General features: G+C 39.0%; 15 protein-coding genes and 1 pseudogene. 12 read left to right on the top strand and 4 right to left on the bottom strand.

Going from position 1 to position 20,881, the window contains the following annotated elements:
- The first annotated feature begins 399 nt into the window (after nucleotides 1–399).
- The gene (locus SK642_RS10595) at nucleotides 400–8,871 is read left to right on the top strand and encodes a GEVED domain-containing protein (RefSeq protein ID WP_033684174.1); all 8,472 of its coding nucleotides are present in this window, start codon (nucleotides 400–402) and stop codon (nucleotides 8,869–8,871) included.
- 455 nt (nucleotides 8,872–9,326) lie between these two features.
- Here the strand turns inward: SK642_RS10595 and SK642_RS07525 are convergent, their stop codons facing one another.
- Both SK642_RS07525 and sstT read right to left on the bottom strand, forming a co-directional pair.
- The gene (locus tag SK642_RS07525; RefSeq protein ID WP_033684173.1) at nucleotides 9,327–10,280 is read right to left on the bottom strand and encodes an aromatic acid exporter family protein; all 954 of its coding nucleotides are present in this window, start codon (nucleotides 10,278–10,280) and stop codon (nucleotides 9,327–9,329) included.
- A gap of 67 nt (nucleotides 10,281–10,347) precedes the next feature.
- A complete protein-coding gene (gene sstT, locus SK642_RS07520) occupies nucleotides 10,348–11,553 on the bottom strand; it encodes a serine/threonine transporter SstT (RefSeq protein WP_033684172.1) in 1,206 nt (401 codons plus the stop codon).
- Nucleotides 11,554–11,810: 257 nt separating this feature from the next.
- Here sstT and SK642_RS07515 point away from each other — a divergent pair, with 257 nt between their 5' ends.
- From SK642_RS07515 to SK642_RS07465, 11 genes and pseudogenes are all read left to right on the top strand, one after another.
- Complete coding sequence (locus tag SK642_RS07515) at nucleotides 11,811–12,377, top strand: mechanosensitive ion channel family protein (RefSeq protein ID WP_033684171.1); 567 nt, start codon at nucleotides 11,811–11,813, stop codon at nucleotides 12,375–12,377.
- 51 nt (nucleotides 12,378–12,428) lie between these two features.
- A pseudogene (locus SK642_RS07510) lies at nucleotides 12,429–13,335 on the top strand (magnesium transporter CorA family protein).
- 14 nt (nucleotides 13,336–13,349) lie between these two features.
- Entirely contained in the window at nucleotides 13,350–13,877 is a 528-nt protein-coding gene (locus tag SK642_RS07505) for a YqeG family HAD IIIA-type phosphatase (RefSeq protein WP_033684170.1), read from the top strand.
- A 2-nt stretch (nucleotides 13,878–13,879) separates the two neighbouring features.
- Nucleotides 13,880–14,986 carry a ribosome biogenesis GTPase YqeH gene (gene yqeH / locus SK642_RS07500; protein WP_033684169.1) on the top strand — a complete coding sequence of 369 codons (1,107 nt, stop codon included), beginning with the start codon at nucleotides 13,880–13,882 and terminating at the stop codon, nucleotides 14,984–14,986.
- A gap of 213 nt (nucleotides 14,987–15,199) precedes the next feature.
- Complete coding sequence (yhbY, locus tag SK642_RS07495; RefSeq protein WP_000060169.1) at nucleotides 15,200–15,511, top strand: ribosome assembly RNA-binding protein YhbY; 312 nt, start codon at nucleotides 15,200–15,202, stop codon at nucleotides 15,509–15,511.
- 50 nt (nucleotides 15,512–15,561) lie between these two features.
- A complete protein-coding gene (locus tag SK642_RS07490; protein WP_033684168.1) occupies nucleotides 15,562–16,191 on the top strand; it encodes a nicotinate-nucleotide adenylyltransferase in 630 nt (209 codons plus the stop codon).
- Nucleotides 16,191–16,784: a bis(5'-nucleosyl)-tetraphosphatase (symmetrical) YqeK gene (gene yqeK / locus SK642_RS07485; RefSeq protein WP_033684167.1), complete on the top strand. Its 594-nt coding sequence runs from the start codon at nucleotides 16,191–16,193 to the stop codon at nucleotides 16,782–16,784. The genes SK642_RS07490 and yqeK overlap by 1 nt, the downstream gene beginning before the upstream one ends.
- Complete coding sequence (locus SK642_RS07480; protein WP_033684166.1) at nucleotides 16,785–17,285, top strand: cysteine hydrolase family protein; 501 nt, start codon at nucleotides 16,785–16,787, stop codon at nucleotides 17,283–17,285.
- A 12-nt stretch (nucleotides 17,286–17,297) separates the two neighbouring features.
- Nucleotides 17,298–17,651: a ribosome silencing factor gene (rsfS, locus tag SK642_RS07475; protein ID WP_033684165.1), complete on the top strand. Its 354-nt coding sequence runs from the start codon at nucleotides 17,298–17,300 to the stop codon at nucleotides 17,649–17,651.
- A gap of 111 nt (nucleotides 17,652–17,762) precedes the next feature.
- Nucleotides 17,763–18,503 (top strand): class I SAM-dependent DNA methyltransferase, encoded by a 741-nt coding sequence (locus SK642_RS07470; protein WP_033684270.1) that lies wholly within the window; start codon nucleotides 17,763–17,765, stop codon nucleotides 18,501–18,503.
- A 9-nt stretch (nucleotides 18,504–18,512) separates the two neighbouring features.
- Nucleotides 18,513–19,610, top strand: a complete 1,098-nt coding sequence (locus SK642_RS07465) for a nucleotidyltransferase (protein ID WP_033684164.1) — start codon at nucleotides 18,513–18,515, stop codon at nucleotides 19,608–19,610.
- Nucleotides 19,611–19,762: 152 nt separating this feature from the next.
- On the opposite strand, the gene SK642_RS07460 is transcribed toward SK642_RS07465, so the two are convergent.
- Complete coding sequence (locus SK642_RS07460; protein ID WP_033684269.1) at nucleotides 19,763–20,140, bottom strand: helix-turn-helix domain-containing protein; 378 nt, start codon at nucleotides 20,138–20,140, stop codon at nucleotides 19,763–19,765.
- Between the two features lie 355 nt (nucleotides 20,141–20,495).
- On the bottom strand, nucleotides 20,496–20,834 hold the full coding sequence (locus SK642_RS07455) for a helix-turn-helix domain-containing protein (protein WP_033684163.1): 339 nt from the start codon (nucleotides 20,832–20,834) through the stop codon (nucleotides 20,496–20,498).
- Nucleotides 20,835–20,881 lie beyond the last annotated feature (47 nt).

The following is a 20,881-nucleotide window of genomic DNA, read 5'->3' as shown; positions in this document are numbered from 1 at the left end:
ACAAGAAATCCTTAAAACTGATGAATCAGATGATTCATCAGTTTTTTGGCTCTATGTAGGCGTGCCGTATATCTGAGGCATAAGGTAACCGCCCAATAACTAAGTATATTGAAAAATCTCCAGACTAGAGAACTCACAGATAGTTCCTAATCTGGAGATTTCTTATCTGCGCTTTTCCTATATGGTTTCATACTTCTATAAGATGTATTTATTCTTTTCTGTCTAACTTTATTTTATAATTTTCATCATTTTTTGACTTTATTCCCAATACTTATTCCAGATAAAATAAAAATCAAATTCTTTTTATTTTATTGGTAAAAATGATATAATGTATCAAGTTATATATGTCTAGTCTATTATGCATATATATATATATATATATATATAAAGGTGGAAATTATGTTTAAACTATCGAGACAAGAAAAAGATCATCGTTATTTTTGTGGGAATAAATATGAAAAATATTCTATCAAAAAACTAAAAATTGGTGCAGCAAGTGTATTGGTTGGGACAGGATTTTTATTCGGTTACAATTTGGATCAAGTAAGCGCTAATGAGCAAAGTACTGAGACTACAACTATTGTAACATCAAAGGATGGAGATGGTGCTCAATCCACAGACAAGCTAAATCTTACAACTGAACCAAAACAAGAGAATACTCCAGAACGAGTTACAGAAACACCAAAATCTGAATCAAAAGTAGATGTAGTTTCAGAAACAAGTTCGCAAGCGATTGAAACTAAGGAAGTATTAGAAAATAAATCAAACAAAGTAGACAAAGAAACTGTCAACTCATCTATGTTGAGAGCTAACTTAGCAGATTTGGAAGCTCAAATTGAACGTATCCGAGGAAATAAAAAACAAGCCTCTCAAATTCAAAATGCTGAAAAACTTGTTGCAGAAGCTAGACAATATCTAGAAGCTTTAGATACTACTCAAAAAGAAGTAGATACTAAAGCAAAACAAATTAGTTCATTAACTTCAATCTTAAAATCAATTAAAGCAGAAGAAACAGTAAAAGAAAGTAAAAATCAAGACAGCCGTAATGGTAAAAAGATGGAAGAAGGAGTAAGTTTCAGAACAGATACAGCTGCGGGTACAGGTATCTCAGCAGATGTAAAAGATGCAACAAGTACACCAGCTGCGACAAGAGATGGTTATACTGATAGAGCTACTGCGGAATCACTAACAAAACAAATTACATGGTTAGATTTTGGTGATGTTGCTAACTGGCAAAATGTAGATAACGAAGGTGGAAAGATTTACTTAAAAGAAGGTTCAATTTATAAAAAAGAAGTGATTTCAGGATACGTTATTAATATTAAAGTGAAATCATTGAAACCTTTCCAAGCAACAGAAATCTATAGAAAACGTATGGAAGCAGCTAATGCTTCAGAAGAAGAAAAAGCAACTTTCAATCCAAATGCTACAAATCAATTTTTTGGTGTTAAAAGTGGACCTGCTAGAATAACAGCTAACAAACAAGATGATACATGGTCTGAAATTCGAAATAATGGAATTAATACAGAAAATAAGAAAACAGCGATTGGTTCTGAAAGCGATTGGTCAAATGTAGGGGTTCAATTTGAAATTAGTGCAACTTATAAGGGTAAAAACGTTCGCCCTGCAGTTATTATGAATGATTCCGAGAGTGCGAACCATGGAGAAAATATCATTTTAACAACAAATGGTAGCCCGTGGGAGCGAGTTCTTGAATTGAAAAAAGAAAGGTTTGTAGGAGGAACATTTACACCTACACCTTATAAACCAATCAATAATTATAATTTAAGACATGAAGATTATCCGCAATCAGGAAGTCAAAATAATGCAAGTGATTTATTATGGCATTCAAGAGAAGGTCTTCTAACTTTTGCTGACGGAAGAAAGCTGGCACCGAAATACTTTACTAATCCTGATCAAGAAACGGGTGGTCTAGGAACAGGAGTATTTGGTCCTGTAACTTCTTCTGGTGGATATAGTCTTCCAGTATTGATGACAAAAGATGCAACTGAAGTTGGATTATATATTTTATCATCAGGAATACAAACTGCTATGATGGGTGTGATTCCAATTGATGAAGGAGATGCTCCTGAAAGTTATGGAAAAGCATCTCATACGATTAATACTGTAAATGGTGTAACGGGTGGTGAAGTAAAACAACCATATTTAGGAAGTACACGACCAGATATGGATACAGGCACTACTAAAGATTGGTATGGTGATGATAATGATATCGATGCTGACGAAGGTGTAAATCAATTACTTCCTGAAAACCTTAAAGGAAGTGAAGGAAATATAATTAAAGCTAATATTTCTAAATCTGGGAACTATACATTAAATGTTCAAGCACATACAGGTGGTGCAGAGAAAGCTTACATTCGTTCTTGGATTGACTTTAATAAAAATGGTCAATTTGATGCAGATGAAGCTTCTGAAATTGCTACTATTACAACAGATGGTACTGTAAAATTAAACTTTAAAAATAAGAGATCAGCTGATGTAGAAACGCTACTAGAGGCAGGAGCAAGAGTTCGTATTGCAACTGAAGAATCAGAAATTGAAAATCCTACAGGAACTGCATTTTCTGGGGAAGTAGAAGACTTTATTGCAAAAATTACACATCCACCAAAAGGTGAGAAGAAAACAACTGTTGGGAACATAAAAGAAACTCAACGTGAAGAGATTCACTTCACAGCACAAGGTAAAAATGTATATCTAGAAGATCATCCTAATGCAGAGATTGATACAACTGTTCAACCGACATATATTGATAATAAAACTGGTCAAGAAGTGACATTATCAAGTGATGGTACTTATACAGTTGAAGGCGAAGGTACTTATAAATTTGCTATTTCTGACAATGGAAAAGATGTAAAAGTTGAATTTACCCCAGCAGATGGTTTTGTTGGTAAAGCAAATGGTATTACAATTCGTCGTCAAGATACGAATAAAACTACAACAGATTGGGGTACTCCTGATGCTACAACTCTTCCAAATGTAAATGATTCATTAAATACAATGGATGGATTGTATATTCCAGAAGTAACAGTTCCAACTTCAGTAAATGCAACTCCAGTTAATGCTGAAAGTCAAAACTTACAAGGATTACCACAAAAAGGTAAACCAACATTTAATGTAGAATCTGCCAAAGAACCAGTGACAGCTTCAGCTAAATATCCAGCAAAATTAGTGGATCCAAGAACAAATGTAGTTACAGAATTAACAACAGTAGATGCATTTGAACAAGGGACAACTAACAAAATTGGTACCTATACAATTGTACCTGAAACAGGAGAAGTTACATTTACACCAAACAAAGATTTCAAAGGAATTCCATCACCAGCAACGATTTCTGCTGACGTAGAATTAACGCATGATAAAGATGGTAATATTACGAAGAAAACTTTAACAGCTAACTATACACCAACAATTATTCCTGTTGTACCAACTGCGGAAGCTTCAACAACAAGTGATATAATTGGGAAAAAACAAGTATCTCCAATCAAGTTAGATACAGAAGAAACTGGAGACGATAAAGGTAAGACAGTGAACTTCAACAAAGGTGCTCAAACAGGACCAAATGGAGAACGTGTTGAACTAAATCCAGATACTCTAACATTATTAGATGGGGAAAATGAAGTAACAAGTGTTACAACAACTGATGGTAAGTATGAATTAGACAAAGCTAACAAGACCATTACATTTACTCCAAATGCAACTTTCACAGGTGTAGCTAAACCTGTTAGCGTTCGAATCAAAGATGCGAATGGTACAAAAGTGGATACTACTTACACTCCAACAGTTACAGATGTAACAATGGAAGGTACTCCTAAGGAGACAGAAGCGCCTCAAGGGCAAACACAAACAGGAACGCCAGAATTTACAGTATCTAATCCAGATGTTCGTATTACAGGATATAAATTAATTAATCCAACAACAAACACTCCAGTAGAAGATGAAGAAATTGAAGTACCAAATCAAGGAACATATAGAATTGATAAAACAACTGGGACAGTGAAGTTTATTCCAAAAGCAGGATTCACAGGGCCAGCGGATGGAATTAATGTACAAGCGGTGACTGATGTTGGAAAAACACATGAAGCGAAGTATACACCAACAGTAAATCCGTTTGTTATCATTGCTGTGAGTCAAGAGTCTAAAAATATCCAAGGTGTACCACAAGAAGGAACTCCAACATTTACAATTCCTGAAGATGTCACAAGTGCTTCTATTACAAGTCGTAAATTAGTTGATCCATCAGATAACACACCAAAAGACTCAGTAACGGTAGAAGGAAAAGGAACATTCGTTATTGACGAAACTGGTAAAGTAACCTTTACACCAGTACCAAGTTACACAGGTGAAGTACCAGCAATTGAAGTAAAAGCAACAGCAACAGTAACAAATGAGAAGAACGAAACTGCAACAGTTACTCAAACAGCAACATACCAACCAGAAATTGTTCCTCTAGAGTTAGGTAAAACACCAGCAACTTCAACAAACTTACAAGGATTAGAACAAAAAGGAACACCAACATTTACTGGAAGTACAGTAGAAGTAAATGGTGAACAAAAAGAAGTAACGATTACACCAAATAGTTACACACTTGTAAAAGATGGAGCTGAAGTAACAACAACTCCAGCATACAAAAAAGGAACAACTGAAGAAATTGGTACGTACACAATTAATCCAGCAACTGGAGAAGTAACACTTACACCAACAGATAAGACTTATACAGGTGAAGTAGAACCAGCAGTTGTACAAGCAACAGGATCAAATAATGTAAAAGTACAAACAACGTACACACCAACAATTACTCCAGTAACTCCAACAGCTGAAAAATCTGAAACAAGTGATGTACAAGGAAAAGTACAAACATCACCAATCAAGCTAGATACAGAAGAAACTGGAGACGATAAAGGTAAGACAGTTAACTTTGATAAAGGAACTCAAACAGGACCAAAAGGAGAACGTGTAGAGTTAGATCCTGAAACTCTAACTTTATTAAATGAAGCTGGCGAAGAGGTAACTAGTGTAACAACACCTCAAGGTAAGTATGAGTTAGACAAAGCTAACAAAACAATTTCGTTCACACCAAATAAAGACTTTGTAGGAACAGCAACACCAGTTAAAGTTCAAATCAAAGATGTGAATGGAACAAAAGTTGAAACAACTTATACTCCAACAGTTACAGATGTAACAATGGAAAGTGTTGATAAGACATCAGAAGCACCACAAGGACAAACACAAACTGGAAAACCAGAATTTACAATTTCAAGTCCAAATGTGCAAATTACAGGATACAAACTAGTAGATCCAGTAAGCAAAACACCTGTAGATAGTACTGAAATCGAAGTTCCAGAACAAGGAACATACAAGATTGACAAGACAACTGGTCAAGTAACATTCATTCCAAAACCAGGATACACAGGAACAGCTGACGGAATCACAGTACAAGCAACAGATGAAAACGGAGAAACAAAAGATGCGAAGTATACACCAAAAGTAACTCCATTAACAGTAACTCCAGAAAACAAAACTTCTAAAAATATCCAAGGTCTACCACAAGAAGGAACACCAACCTTTACAATTCCAGAAGGTGTACCAAATGCATCAATTACAAGTCGTAAACTAGTTGATCCATCAGACAACACACCAAAAGACTCTGTAACAGTAGAAGGAAAAGGAACATTTGTCATTGACGAAACTGGAAAAGTAACCTTCACACCAGTACCAAGCTACACAGGTGAAGTACCAGCAATTGAAGTAGAAGCAACAGTAACTGTAACAAACGAGAAGAATGAACCAGCTACAATTACTTCAAAAGCAACATACACACCAGAAATTGTACCTGTAAAACCAACAGCTGAAAGCTCAACAACAAGCGATGTACAAGGTAAAGTACAAACTTCATCAATCGTGCTAGATACTGAGGAAACTGGAGACGATAAAGGGAAAACTGTTAACTTCAATAAGGGAATTGAGCAAGGTCCTAAAGGTGAAAGAACAGAATTAAATCCAGATACATTAACATTATTAAATGAAGCTGGAGAAGAGGTAACTAGCGTAACAACTCCTCAAGGTAAGTATGAATTGGATAAAGCTAATAAAACTATTACCTTTACACCAAATAAAGACTTTGTAGGAACAGCAACACCAGTTAAAGTTCAAATCAAAGATGTGAATGGAACAAAAGTAGAAACTACTTACACTCCAACTGTTATCGAAGTAACGCCAATAGGTAAAGATTCAGCAACGACTGGACCACAAGGAATTGCTCAAACATCACCAATCGTATTCAATCAAAAAGATGAATCTGATAATACAACAGTAAACTTTGAAACAGGTCATGAAAGAGTTGAATTAAAACAAGATACATTAACATTAGTCAATGGAAATGGTGAAAAAGTTACAACGATTACTGTACCAGCAGTTGGAACATATGAATTGAAAGATGGTGCGATTACATTTACACCAGTTAAGACATTCACAGGAACAGCTGAAGGAGTAACCGTTCAAGTTGAAGATGAGAATGGTAAAGTTGTTACGAAGAAATATGTACCAACAGTTACACCAGTAACACCAGAAGGAACACCTGCAGAAACAACAGGAATTCAAGGAGCAACACAAGAGGGAACACCAACATTCAAACCAGGAAACCCTAATGTGCCAATCGATGAAACAGTAGCACCAACATTAGAAGGTGCAAATCCTGAAGGAAAAGTTGTAGTACCAGGAGAAGGAACATACACAGTTGACAAAGACGGTAAAGTAACCTTCACTCCAGAACCACAGTTCACAGGAACAGCAAAAGGAGTAACAGTAAAACGTGTAGATAAGAACGGAACACCAGTAACGGCTAACTACACACCAACAGTAACACCGGTAGTACCAACAGGTGAAAATTCAGAAACTGAAGGACCAAAAGCACAACCTCAAACATCAACAATCGTGTTTGATAAGAAAGATAATGATACAACTACAGTAAACTTCGATAAAGGTCACGATTCAGTGCCATTAGATTCAACAACTACAACATTAGTTGGGAAAGATGGACTACCAACTACAGAAGTAAAAGTTTCAGGTGAAGGTACATATACATTAGCTAATAATGTGATTACATTTACACCAGAATCAGATTTTGCTGGAAAATCTACAGGAGTATCAGTACAAGTGAAAGATGCAAATGGAACAGTAGTAACGAAGACTTACACACCTACAGTTCGTCCAGTTACAACATTTGTAGATGCTTCAGGAAATTCAATCACAGTTGATAAAAACAATACACCAGTTGTGCCTGAAGAAGATGGTAAACAACCGAATAAAGATATCTATGGATATAAATTCGTTCGTACAGAAACTGATAATAAAGGTAATACGAAACATGTTTACGAATTAGCTAAAGGTCAATCTGTTAAAGTCACTTATGAAACAACTACTGGAGAGGGATTGAAAGATCCAGCAACAGTACAACCAAAAGATACATTGGTGGGAACAGACTACGATGCTTCAACAGAAACAATCAAGTTAGAACGTATCGAAAAAGATGGTAAAGTATATCTACTGAAAGAAAGAAAAGCTGATTCAGCTTCTGAAAATGGTAAAGTAAGTGATAAAGAACAAACCATCACTTATGTTTATGAAGAAGTAAAAGAACCAGCACCAAAACAAAATTACGGTAGTGTAGTAGTAGTGTATACAGATAAATTTGGACGTCCAATCTCAGGTATTACTGAAACAGGTAAAGAAGTAGGAAATACAGTATTGGATACATCAAATGCACCATTAAATACTAAATACGATACAACTGACAATAGACCACAAACAATTACTACAAAAGATGGTAAGGTTTATACACTGAAGAAAGTTACGAAGAACTCTGATGCTGAACAATCAGGTGTTAAAGGTAGAACTTCTGTTGTAACTTATGTTTATGAAATCTTAAATAACACTGAAGAATTCCCAGAAGCACACATCGGAGTAGTATTAGTAAACTATCAAGATGAAGAAGGAAATCCAATTTCAGGAAAAACTCCAGAAGGAAAAGCTATTACGAATGTAGTAGTAGATACTGATGCAACTTTAGTAGATACTGAGTATGATACAACTGACAACAAACCTTCAGTCATTATCGCTGAAAATGGCGATGTCTATGAACTTGTAAAAGCTTCAGATACATCAGTTGAAAAAGGTAAAGTTGTAGAAGGTGCAACAATTGTCGACTATGTATACCGTAAAGTTGAGACGAAATTCGTTGATGAAAATGGTAATGAACTTAAATCACCTGAAAAAGGTAGAAAAGATAAATCAGATATCTCAGGATATGAGTTCAAAGAAACGAAGAAAGATGAAAAAGGAAATAGAGTTCACGTTTATCAAAAAGTTTCAACTCCTCGTGAAGAGAATGAATCTAAAGTGAACAAACCATCTGAAAAAGTTACATCATCAAATCCATCTACTTCTACACCATCTATTGATTCTGTTTTAACAACGTTTGTGGATGAAAACGGTAATGTGATTATCCGTGAAGAAAATGGTTCACATCCAGGTAGAGAAATAGAAGGATATGAGTTGATTGGTGTCAAACGAGATTCTAGAGGCAATGTTCGCAATGTTTACCGTAAGATTCAATCTCAAAAACCAGTACAACCGGTAGAGCCAGCAACTCCAGCAATGCCTGAACAGCCAGCTAAATCAGAGGTACCAGCAACTCCAGCACAACCAGTACAGCCAACAGAAGTGAAAGAAGCTGAAGGTAAACGCGAATTGCCAAATACTGGTACAGAAGACAATGCTCGTCTAGCAGCACTTGGACTTCTTGGAGTATTGAGCGGATTCGGTCTTGTAGCTCGTAAGAAGAAAGAAGACTAAGCTTTCTAATTGATATGATTTGTTTGCAATGAGCATATCATCCCTTAAGAGCCTGGGACAAAATAGTTCTCAACCACAAAAAGCTAGAGATTTCCAATTGCGGAACTCTAGCTTTTTATATTTAAGTTTAGATTTTTATCCCAGATTCTTTTTGGGAAATTAGAGAAATGCATAGTAAGAGAGTTCTAACAAGGTATTGAAAAATCTCCAGACTAGTGAACTAAATTCATAGTTTCTAGTTTGGAGATTTTATATTTGAGCCACTTTTTTTGTATTAGTTCAGTCTAGGGTAAATGGACATCTAATACTCTTCGAAAATCAAATTCAAACCACGTCAGCGTCGCCTTACCGTACTCAAGTACAGCTTGCGGCTAGCTTCCTAGTTTACTTTTTGATTTTCATTGAGTATAAAATATTTTCATCTTTCTGTCTGATTTAGTATGACCGATTTCCCTTTACTTTCCATATTTTTGGTAAAAATCAACTTTTACTTGGATGAAGGTTTTAGCTTCACGTAGGAGTTGGAGGAGCGTGGCACGGGTTTCAAATTCTTCTCTTGTCTTGGGCAGACTGCGGTTGCGAAAGACTTCTAGATAGCGTTCGATTTCATCTAGCAAATCAGAAGCAGGATTTTTCTGGCTTAGTTGCCCTGCAATTTTTGAAAAGAGTTGTGCTAAAATCAGGCTTTCACTGGCAGCAAGGTGGCAAGTGTTAATCTGCTGGGCCATATTTCGTAGGATACGACTTTGTCGCTGTCTCATCTCAAAGTAGTGGATATGGTAGTCGGTTTGGTGAAAGAGGTGGTCAGAGTGATCTAGGTAGACCAGTCTGAGGGCTTCTTCCAAAAGGGTGTCTAATTCTTCTACCAGCTGTGCTCGATTGCGCCCATCCCCTCTGGATAAATAATATTTAAAGCGCTGGAGTATATCTTTTAACTTTTCTTCCACCAGCGTGTAGTAGTACTGGATTTCCTTCTCTCGTGAAGGCATATAGAGATTAACTAGTAAGGCAAACCCTGTACCGATAGCAAAGAGAAGAAATTCATTGACTAGAAGGTCTAGAGAGGTTGACTCTTGTACCAAGAGATGGCTAACCAAAACGCTACTTGGTGTGATACCAATTTCCCAGCCCATCTTGTAGGCTAGAGGCACATAAAGAGCCAGATAGAGACCAAGGCTCCAGATATGAAATCCGCTCAAGTGAAAAGCCAGAACACCGATAGCCAGAGCTAGAAGCATGGAAAAGAGTCGATTTTGTGCCAGTTTTAAGGTGCTTCTACGGGTATCAGATAAACTTAAGAGAGCGATAATTCCAGCTGAGACAGCTGAAGAAAGATTGAGAAAATAAGCGACAAAACAGGCTAGACAGGTAGCTAAGACGAGTTTGGTCGTACGTTGGCTAATAGACATAAGAATTTCCTAATAAGTTAGAATAAAAGCGGAAAAGACAAGACCTGAGCAGGCTTGTCTTTATGTGTTATTTTTTACGGGCTGCTGCGTATTCGGCAACGGCAGTAAAGAGGACATCTGTAGAAGAGTTAATAGCTGTTTCGCATGAGTCTTGAATGACACCAATCACAAATCCAACCCCCACAACTTGCATGGCAATATCATTAGAAATGCCGAAAAGACTACAAGCGACTGGGATAAGGAGGAGGGAACCACCAGCGATACCAGAAGCGCCACAGGCTGAGATGGCTGCTACCACACTAAGGACAAAGGCTGTCGCAAAGTCAACAGGGATTCCAAGAGTATTTACTGCAGCAAGGGTCAAAATGTTAATAGTAATAGCGGCCCCTGCCATGTTGATAGTAGAACCGAGTGGGATAGAAACTGAATAGGTATCTGGGTTGAGTCCAAGGTCATGACAGAGCTTCATGTTGACAGGGATGTTAGCAGCAGAACTACGAGTGAAGAAGGCTGTCACACCACTGACACGCAAACATTTCCAAACGAGGGGATAAGGATTTCTCTTCATAAAGAGGAAGGCAATTAGCGGATTGACTACCAGAGCAACAAAGAACATAGTTGTCACCAAGAGGGCAAGCAAGATTCCATAGTTTGCAAGACTGCCAATTCCTTTATCGGAGATAGTTTTAAAGACAAGGCCTAGGATTCCAAATGGAGCTAGGTTGATGATCCATTCGACAATTTTAGAAGTCACATCGGCTATGGTGTTCAACAATTCTTTACTATTTTTGCTGGCTTCTCTCATGGCAATCCCGAAAATTACTGCCCAAGATAGGATTCCAATGTAGTTGGCTGTGACGAGGGCATTGACAGGGTTGTCTACGAGTTTAAGCAAGAGATTGCTAAGAACCTGACCTATACCATCAGGAGGCGTAACCTCTGTATTAGTACTATTTAAGGTAATTTCAACTGGAACGATGAAACTAGCAAAGACAGCCACAAGTGCCGCTGCAAAGGTTCCTACTAGATAAAGGAAGATAACAGTTTTCATATTGCTATCCTGTCCCTTTTGGTGTTTGGAAAGGGCATTGGCAACGAGGGCAAAGACTAGAATCGGTGCGATGGCCTTGAGACCACCAACAAAGAGATCTCCGAGTAGGCCGATTCCAGATACAGTAGGAAGTGTTAATCCTAGGATTCCTCCACAAAGCATACCAATCAAAATACGTTTGATTAGGCTTGCCTTATTCCAAGTATGAATGAGTTTTTTCATAATAACCTCCTTATACTCTTCGAAAATCAAATTCAAACCACGTCAGCTTCACCTTGCCGTACTCAAGTACAGCCTGCGGCTAGCTTCCTAGTTTGCTCTTTGATTTTTATTGAGTATTAGTTGTGTAATGTTTATGATTATAGTATAAATATGAACTAAAATCAAGAATTTTCTGTCTATTTTTGAAATTATTTTTGAATATTTATGGAGAATGACACTCTGTGAAAGTATGGTATAATAAATGAAAGGAGTTTTCTATGCAAGAATTTATTCAAACCTATCTCAATAAGCTTGATGTAACAGCGATTATCGAGAGTATCTTAACCAAGCTACTTTCTCTGTTATTTCTATTTTTGCTATTCTACATAGCTAAGAAAATGCTCCATACTATGGTGCAGAGAATTGTCAAACCTTCTCTAAAAATGTCTCGCCACGATGTCGGGCGTCAGAAAACCATCTCACGTCTGTTAGAAAATGTGTTTAATTATACCCTTTATTTCTTTTTACTTTACTGTATCTTGTCTATTTTAGGTTTGCCAGTTTCTAGTTTGCTGGCTGGCGCTGGAATTGCTGGGGTGGCTATTGGGATGGGAGCCCAAGGTTTTCTGTCTGATGTGATCAATGGTTTTTTCATCCTCTTTGAACGTCAACTGGATGTGGGAGATGAAGTTGTTTTGACAAATGGTCCTATTACTGTATCGGGTCAGGTTGTCAGCGTCGGTATTCGGACAACGCAACTCAGAGGAGAAGACCAGGTTCTACACTTCGTTCCCAATCGCAATATCACTGTCGTCAGCAATTTCTCTCGTACAGACCAGACCTGAAATGTTAGCAGATTTATGGTACAATAGAAAGAGTTTGGTAAAGGAGAGAAGATGTTTTTAGAAAAACAGTTGGGCAATGGTTGTGCCTGGATTAACCTAGATTTGGACAAGTTGAAAAAACTAGAAGACCTTTCTGAAATCTACGGTTTGGACAAGGAAACCATTGAATACGCACTGGATAGGAATGAGCGCGCCCACATGGATTATCACCGCGAAAATGGGACTGTGACCTTTATCTACAATGTCTTGAACTTGAAAAAGGACAAGGAATACTACGAAGCCTTTCCCATGACCTTTATCGTGGAACATCGTCGCCTGATTACCATTAGTAATACCAAGAACGCTTATGTCATTGAACAGATGACTCGTTATCTGGACAGTCATGACACGCTTTCGATTTACAAGTTTCTCTTTGCCAGTCTGGAAATCATCAGCAATGCCTACTATCCTGTCATCGAGCAGATGGACAAGAGTAAGGATGAGGTCAATGGCCTCTTGCGTCAGCGGACGACCAAGAAAAATCTCTTTGCTCTGTCTGACTTGGAGACTGGTATGGTTTACCTCACTGCGGCTGCTAAGCAAAATCGCATGTTGCTGGAACATATCCAAGGGCATGCCCTTTATCGCAGTTTTAACGAAATTGAGAGAGCAATTTGATGATGCCATGATTGAGGCTCATCAGCTAGTGTCCATGACAGACTTGATTTCTCAAGTTCTCCAACAACTATCAGCATCTTACAACAACATTCTAAACAATAATCTGAATGATAATTTGACAACATTGACCATCATTTCAGTCTTGCTAGCCGTTCTGGCAGTCGTGACAGGCTTTTTCGGAATGAATGTTCCGCTACCTTTAACAGATGAGCCCCATGCTTGGCTCTACATCAGTTTGGCTAGTGCAGGTTTGTGGATTGTTTTGTCATTGTTATTAAGGAAAATTGCGAAAAAAAGTTAAGAAAAGGAGCCAGAATGGCGATTGAAAATTACATGCCAGATTTTGCTGTGGAAGCAGTTTATGGTCTGACAGTCCCAAGCCTGCAGGCGCAGGGAATCAAGGCTGTTTTGGTCGATTTGGACAATACCCTCATTGCTTGGAACAACCCTGATGGGACACCAGAAATGAAGCAATGGCTACATGACCTCCGTGACGCGGGTATTCGCATTATCGTAGTGTCAAATAACACCAAAAAACGAGTTCAACGCGCAGTTGAAAAGTTTGGGATTGATTACGTTTATTGGGCCTTGAAACCCTTCACATTTGGGATTGACCGTGCCATGAAGGAATTTCACTATGAGAAAAGTGAAGTGGTCATGGTCGGTGACCAGCTGATGACCGATATTCGAGCAGCCCACCGTGCAGGCATTCGCTCAATCTTGGTCAAGCCCTTGGTCCAACACGATTCTATCAAGACGCAGATTAACCGAGCTCGTGAGCGCCGTGTCATGCGAAAAATCACTGAAAAGTACGGACCGATTACATATAAAAAAGGAATTTAAATATGGAAGAAATTCTCTGTATTGGTTGTGGAGCAACCATTCAGACGACAGACAAGACTGGTCTTGGTTTTACCCCCCAGTCGGCACTTGAAAAAGGTTTGGAGACTGGCGAAGTCTATTGCCAACGCTGTTTCCGTCTCCGCCACTACAATGAAATCACGGATGTCCAGTTGACGGACGATGATTTCCTCAAGCTCTTGCATGAGGTGGGAGACAGTGATGCCTTAGTGGTCAATGTCATTGATATCTTTGATTTTAATGGCTCTGTCATCCCAGGTTTGCCACGTTTTGTATCGGGTAACGATGTCCTCTTGGTAGGAAATAAAAAAGATATCCTGCCTAAGTCAGTTAAGCCTGGTAAGATTAGCCAGTGGCTCATGGAGCGTGCCCATGAAGAAGGACTTCGTCCCGTTGATGTCGTCCTAACTTCAGCCCAAAACAAACATGCCATTAAGGAAGTCATTGACAAGATTGAACACTACCGTAAGGGCCGTGATGTCTATGTGGTCGGGGTAACCAACGTTGGAAAATCAACTCTTATCAATGCTATTATCCAAGAAATCACAGGTGACCAGAATGTCATTACGACTTCACGTTTCCCAGGAACAACCTTGGACAAGATTGAGATTCCGCTTGACGATGGATCTTATATCTACGATACACCAGGAATCATCCACCGTCACCAAATGGCTCATTACTTGACGGCTAAAAACCTCAAGTATGTCAGCCCTAAAAAGGAAATCAAGCCCAAAACCTATCAGCTCAATCCTGAACAAACCCTGTTTTTAGGTGGACTCGGACGATTTGATTTCATTGCGGGAGAAAAGCAAGGTTTCACAGCCTTTTTTGACAACGAATTGAAACTCCATCGTACCAAGCTTGAAGGTGCTAGTGCTTTCTACGATAAGCACGTCGGAACCCTTCTGACACCACCAAATAGTAAGGAAAAAGAAGATTTTCCAAAACTAGTTCAGCATGTATTTAACATTAAGGAAAAGACAGACCTAGTCATCTCAGGCCTAGGCTGGATTCGCGTAACAGGCACAGCCAAAGTCGCCGTCTGGGCACCAGAAGGCGTCGCCGTCGTCACACGAAAAGCAATTATTTAAACACAGAAAGGAAAGGGTTATCTGAATTTGGGCGAGCAGGGCGAGCCCATAGAGAATACTTTTCGCTGTGGTGTCAGTTGGTACAAGTGCTTGTACCAACTGCGGAAAATTTGAGACCTTAGGCTTAAATTTTAGTCATGAAAGTCCGAAGGACTTTGCTGACGTCCGTCACCACTTCAGAAAAGTATAAAAAGAAACTCTTTTAAGAAAATTATGTCATTAACATCAAAACAACGTGCCTTCCTCAACAGCCAGGCACACACTCTTAAACCCATCATCCAAATCGGGAAAAATGGACTGAACGACCAAATCAAAACCAGTGTCCGTCAGGCTCTTGACGCCCGCGAATTGATTAAAGTAACGCTCTTGCAAAACACAGATGAAAACATCCACGAAGTAGCTGAAATTTTGGAAGAAGAAATCGGTGTGGATACTGTCCAAAAAATCGGACGCATCTTGATTTTGTTTAAACAATCTAGCAAGAAAGAAAATCGCAAGATTTCTAAAAAAGTCAAAGAAATCTAAAAAACTACTCCAAATAACTGTTTTTACAGAGAAATAAAGGAGACTAGCCTATGGCAATCGAACTATTGACTCCCTTTACCAAGGTAGAGTTGGAGCCAGAAATCAAGGAGAAAAAACGCAAGCAAGTCGGGATTTTAGGGGGAAATTTTAACCCTGTTCACAATGCCCATCTGATCGTTGCGGACCAAGTACGCCAACAGTTGGGATTGGATCAGGTTCTGCTTATGCCTGAATACCAACCTCCTCATGTAGATAAAAAAGAAACCATCCCTGAACACCATCGTCTCAAGATGCTTGAATTGGCGATTGAGGGGATTGAAGGTCTGGACATTGAAACTATTGAGTTGGAGCGCAAGGGCATTTCCTATACCTACGACACCATGAAGATTTTAACAGAGAAGAATCCAGATACGGATTATTACTTTATCATCGGTGCCGACATGGTGGACTATCTACCTAAGTGGTACCGAATTGATGAACTGATTGATATGGTTCAGTTTGTGGGGGTTCAACGCCCACGCTACAAGGCAGGGACTTCCTATCCCGTTATCTGGGTGGATGTGCCTCTCATGGATATCTCATCCAGCATGGTGCGTGACTTCCTTGCCCAAGGTCGGAAACCCAACTTTCTCCTGCCTCAGCCTGTACTAGACTACATTGAGAAGGAGGGGCTTTACTGATGGCCTATCAAGACTATATCAATTGCTCTCGCGAGGCTTTGTTGGAAAAAATGGCAGAGCTTCTGCCTGAAAAACGCTTAACCCATTGCTTAGGTGTGGAGCGTGCAGCCATAGAACTGGCCCAGCGATTTGGAGTCGATACCGAGAAAGCAGGACTAGCAGGCCTTCTTCATGACTATGCTAAAAAGCTGTCAGATCAGGAATTTCTGAATTTGATTGACCGTTATCAGCTGGATCTTGACCTCAAAAACTGGGGCAATAATGTCTGGCATGGCATGGTTGGAATTTACAAGATTCAAGAAGACTTGGATTTGCATGATCAAGAAATCCTGCGAGCCATTGAAATCCATACAGTCGGTGCCGGTCAGATGACTGATCTTGATAAGGTTATCTACGTCGCAGACTATATCGAGCATAATCGTGCCTTTCCAGGAGTGGATGTAGCACGTGAGATTGCAAGTCTATCACTTAATAAGGCGGTGGCCTACGAAACAGCTCGTACTGTGGAGCATCTAGCTCATCAGGGATTCCCTATCTATCCCCAAACCCTTGAAACCTATAACGCCTTTGTGCACTATTTGAAAGAGGACTAAATGAAGACGGCTTTTATAATCATTGATGTTCAGAATATTTTAGTGGAAACTGGGTTCCAGACAAAAAGTCTATTGGAAAAAATTTCTTATTTACAAAACCAGGCTAGAAGCAAGAATATAGAAATTATTTATGTTCAACATATTGAGAACTCTGAAGCTCAAACATCAGAAGATTGGCAGTTATCTGAGCTTTTAAGTCGAAAACCTAATGAAAAGGTCTTTCAGAAGAAGTATAACAGTATTTTCAAAGAAACTGGTTTAAAAGAATACTTGGATAAACAGGGGATTGAAAAATTAGTTTTATGTGGTATGCAGACAGAATATTGTGTGGATACCTCTGTCAAGGTTGCTTTTGAATATGGCTATCAGCTTATTATTCCAGAAGGAACTTGCACAACGTTTGATGGGGATGACATTCCAGCAGAAACGATTAATGAATTTTATGAGGACATTTGGGAGGAGCGCTTTGCAGATGTTCTAGATTACAAACATATTTTCTAGAAAGAGGACTAAATGAACGAAAAAGAATTACTAGAACTAGTCGTGAAAGCGGCTGATGAGAAACGTGCGGAGGATATCCTCGCACTTGACGTACAAGATTTGACCAGCGTGACGGACTACTTTGTTATCACTAGCTCGATGAATAGCCGTCAGTTGGACGCTATCGCTGATAACATCCGTGAAAAAGTAGCTGATGCAGGCTTTAAAGGTAGCCATGTTGAAGGCGATGCAGCTGGAGGCTGGGTCTTGCTGGACCTTGGTGCTGTCGTTGTGCATATTTTCTCAGAAGAAATGCGTGCCCACTATAACCTAGAGAAGCTATGGCATGAGGCAGACTCAGTAGATATTTCAGAAGCTCTTGCTTAGAAGACGAACTCAGTTGCAGTCAACTGGGTTTTATTTGCTTATTTTAGAAGAAATTGATGGAAAGGTAAAGAGCGAGTGGTGTTTGCCATGGAGGCTCTTTGTATCATGATTATGGCAACTTATGAAACCTTTGCGGCTGTTTACGATGCTGTGATGGACGATAGTTTATACGATAAATGGACGGATTTTTCTCTGCGTCACTTGCCTAAGACCAAGGAGAGAAAGAAACTCTTGGAATTGGCTTGTGGGACAGGTATCCAGTCTGTGCGCTTTTCTCAGGCAGGTTTTGATGTGACTGGACTTGATTTGAGTGCGGATATGTTGAATATTGCGGAGAAGAGAGCGGCTTCAGCCAAACAAAAGATTGATTTTATCGAAGGCAATATGCTGGATTTGTCCAAGGTGGGTCAATACGACTTTGTGACTTGTTACTCGGACTCAATCTGCTACATGCAGGATGAGGTGGAAGTAGGGGACGTCTTTAAGGAAGTGTATAATTCTCTTAATGAAGACGGAGTTTTCATTTTTGATGTGCATTCGACTTACCAGACAGATGAAGTTTTTCCAGACTATTCCTACCATGAAAATGCGGAAGATTTCGCTATGCTTTGGGACACCTATGAGGACGAAGCTCCTCACTCCATCGTCCATGAGTTGACTTTCTTTATCAAGGAAGCGGATGGTTCCTTTAGTCGCCACGATGAAGTGCATGAGGAGCGGACTTATGAGGTCCTGACCTATGATATTTTGCTGGAACAGGCTGGTTTCAAATCCTTCAAACTTTATGCGGACTTTGAGGACAAGGAACCAACAGAAACTAGCACCCGTTGGTTTTTTGTCGCGCAGAAGTAGGAGATTATCATGACCATCACAGGTATTATCGCGGAGTTCAATCCTTTTCATAATGGGCACAAATACCTGCTGGAACAGGCAGTGGGGCTGAAAATCGTGGCTATGTCAGGGAATTTCATGCAGCGAGGAGAGCCTGCTATCGTGGACAAGTGGATACGGGCCCAGATGGCACTGGAAAATGGCGCAGACTTGGTAGTGGAATTGCCCTTTTTAGTCAGTGTTCAGGCGGCGGATTTTTTTGGCCAAGGAGCTGTGGATATCTTGGCTCGCTTGGGCATTGATACTCTAGCATTTGGGACGGAGGAAGTTCTGGATTACCAGAAAATCGCTGACTTATACACAGAGCAGGCTACTGATATGGAGAAATTTGTGGAAAATTTGCCTGATTCCCTCTCTTATCCCCAGAAGACCCAGGCCATGTGGAAGGAATTTGCAGGTCTTGATTTTTCTGGCAATACGCCCAATCATGTTCTTGCTCTGGCCTATGCCAAGGCGGTTGATGGGTACAACATCAAACTTCATCCGATTCAGCGTCAGGGGGCGGGTTACCATTCTGTGGACAAGGATGTGGACTTTGCCTCGGCGACAGCTCTCCGTCAGCATCAAAGTGACAAAGATTTCTTAGAACGCTTTATGCCATCCGTTGCCCTCTTTGAGGAGGCGAGTAAGGTGATCTGGGAAGACTATTTTCCTTTGCTCCGCTATCAGATCTTGTCAAATCCCGACCTAACCACCATCTATCAGGTCAATCAAGAGATGGCTGTGCGCATCAATGATACCATCAAGACGGCACAGTCTGTGGAAGAATTGGTCGAAGCGGTTGCGACCAAGCGTTATACCAAGGCGCGTGTCAGACGCCTCTTGACTTATATCTTGGTGCAGGCCAGAGAAAGTGACTTGCCAGAAGGGATTCATGTTCTTGGCTTTACCGAAAAAGGCAGACAACATCTCAAGTCTCTGAAAGGACAGGTCAATCTAGTCAGCCGAATTGGCAAAGAACCTTGGGATACCATGACCCAAAAGGCAGACCAGATTTACCAACTGGGAAATCCAAGTATAGAAGAGCAGAATTTCGGCAGAGTACCGATTAGAATAGAAAAGAACTAGAATATGGATAGGATAAAAGAACCTACTAAAAGTTGGGAAATGACTTTCAGTTGGTTCTTTTCTTGTTCTCTGTTATAAAGTATTGAATACCTTATAAATTTGCTCTATTAGAAGCCTTGTTTATTCATTGAAAGCTTCCTTACCATCTATATTTATTTGATATTTTTTACAATTTCATTAAAGGAGGATATAATTTTTCCTTGTTTCTCTTTGGGTAACTTTGTTAGGTTGTCGAAAAGTATTTCTAGGGAGTCTTCGCTCTCTGAGTCATATGCTTGTAGTTTAAGGAAATCTTTTCTTTCTGTATAATATGCTTCTAGGTTAAAGAATTCTTCTACGGTAATGCCTAATGCTTTGATTACCGATTCAAGAGTTTTTATCTTAAAATCATATTTCATATTTTCCATGTTTTGAATTGCCTTGATACCCAAGCCAGCTAATTCTGATAATTTCTCTTGACTTAATCTCTGTTCTTTTCGACATTCACGGATTCGAAAAGCTATATGTTTTTGTAATCTATCATATTTCATGCTATATATCATTTTACTATCTATTTTCTTTAAAAATAAGTACAGCAAACTATACAAAATAAGAAAAGTACGGTAAAGTAGTATAAAAATAATAAATAGACTGAAAACCATACAATCGGAATTTAGATAAGATTGGTTCTAGATTAAAAGGTAGAGGGGAGATAGTAGTCATAGTCGTAATTGATTTGGCTACAAGTAAGGGATTTGTTAGTCTAAGCGACACTCGAAAATAGTATTTTGAACTATTTGTATCTAGTTTTCTATATAAAAGTAAAAAAGAAAGCTTTGTGCCTTCTTAAATAATTATGGGAAATCTAATGATTACAAATGATAAAGAAGTAAATCAGAACATCTGTTATTTGACTTCTTTGAGGATGAGTATCAAGGCATCTAAAACTCGGGAGCGTTGTTCAGTTGGAAGAGTTTTTAATTCATCAATAAGTAGAGAAATTTTTGGGTCTTCTTCTTTTAACTGTATATCAAAGAATGTATCTAAATCTACTTCTAATGCTTCCATTACTTTCTCTAGCGTTTGAATTTTTAAGTTAGTTGAAAGATTTTCTAATTTGTAGATATAATTAGTACCCAAATCAGCCATCTCTTCTAGTTGTTCTTGAGTATATCCTCTTTCTAAACGTAATAGACGGATTCTTTTAGAGATGTAATCTTGAAGATTGCTTTTGTTATTTGTCATGTAGTACCTCGCTACTTACATGATACAGTCAAAATGGTACAAATTTT

The organism is Streptococcus mitis (assembly GCF_000722705.1).
GTDB classification, from domain to species: domain Bacteria; phylum Bacillota; class Bacilli; order Lactobacillales; family Streptococcaceae; genus Streptococcus; species Streptococcus mitis_P.
Note: the sequence above shows the minus strand (reverse complement) of the source record. Positions and strands in the feature narration are given on the sequence as shown.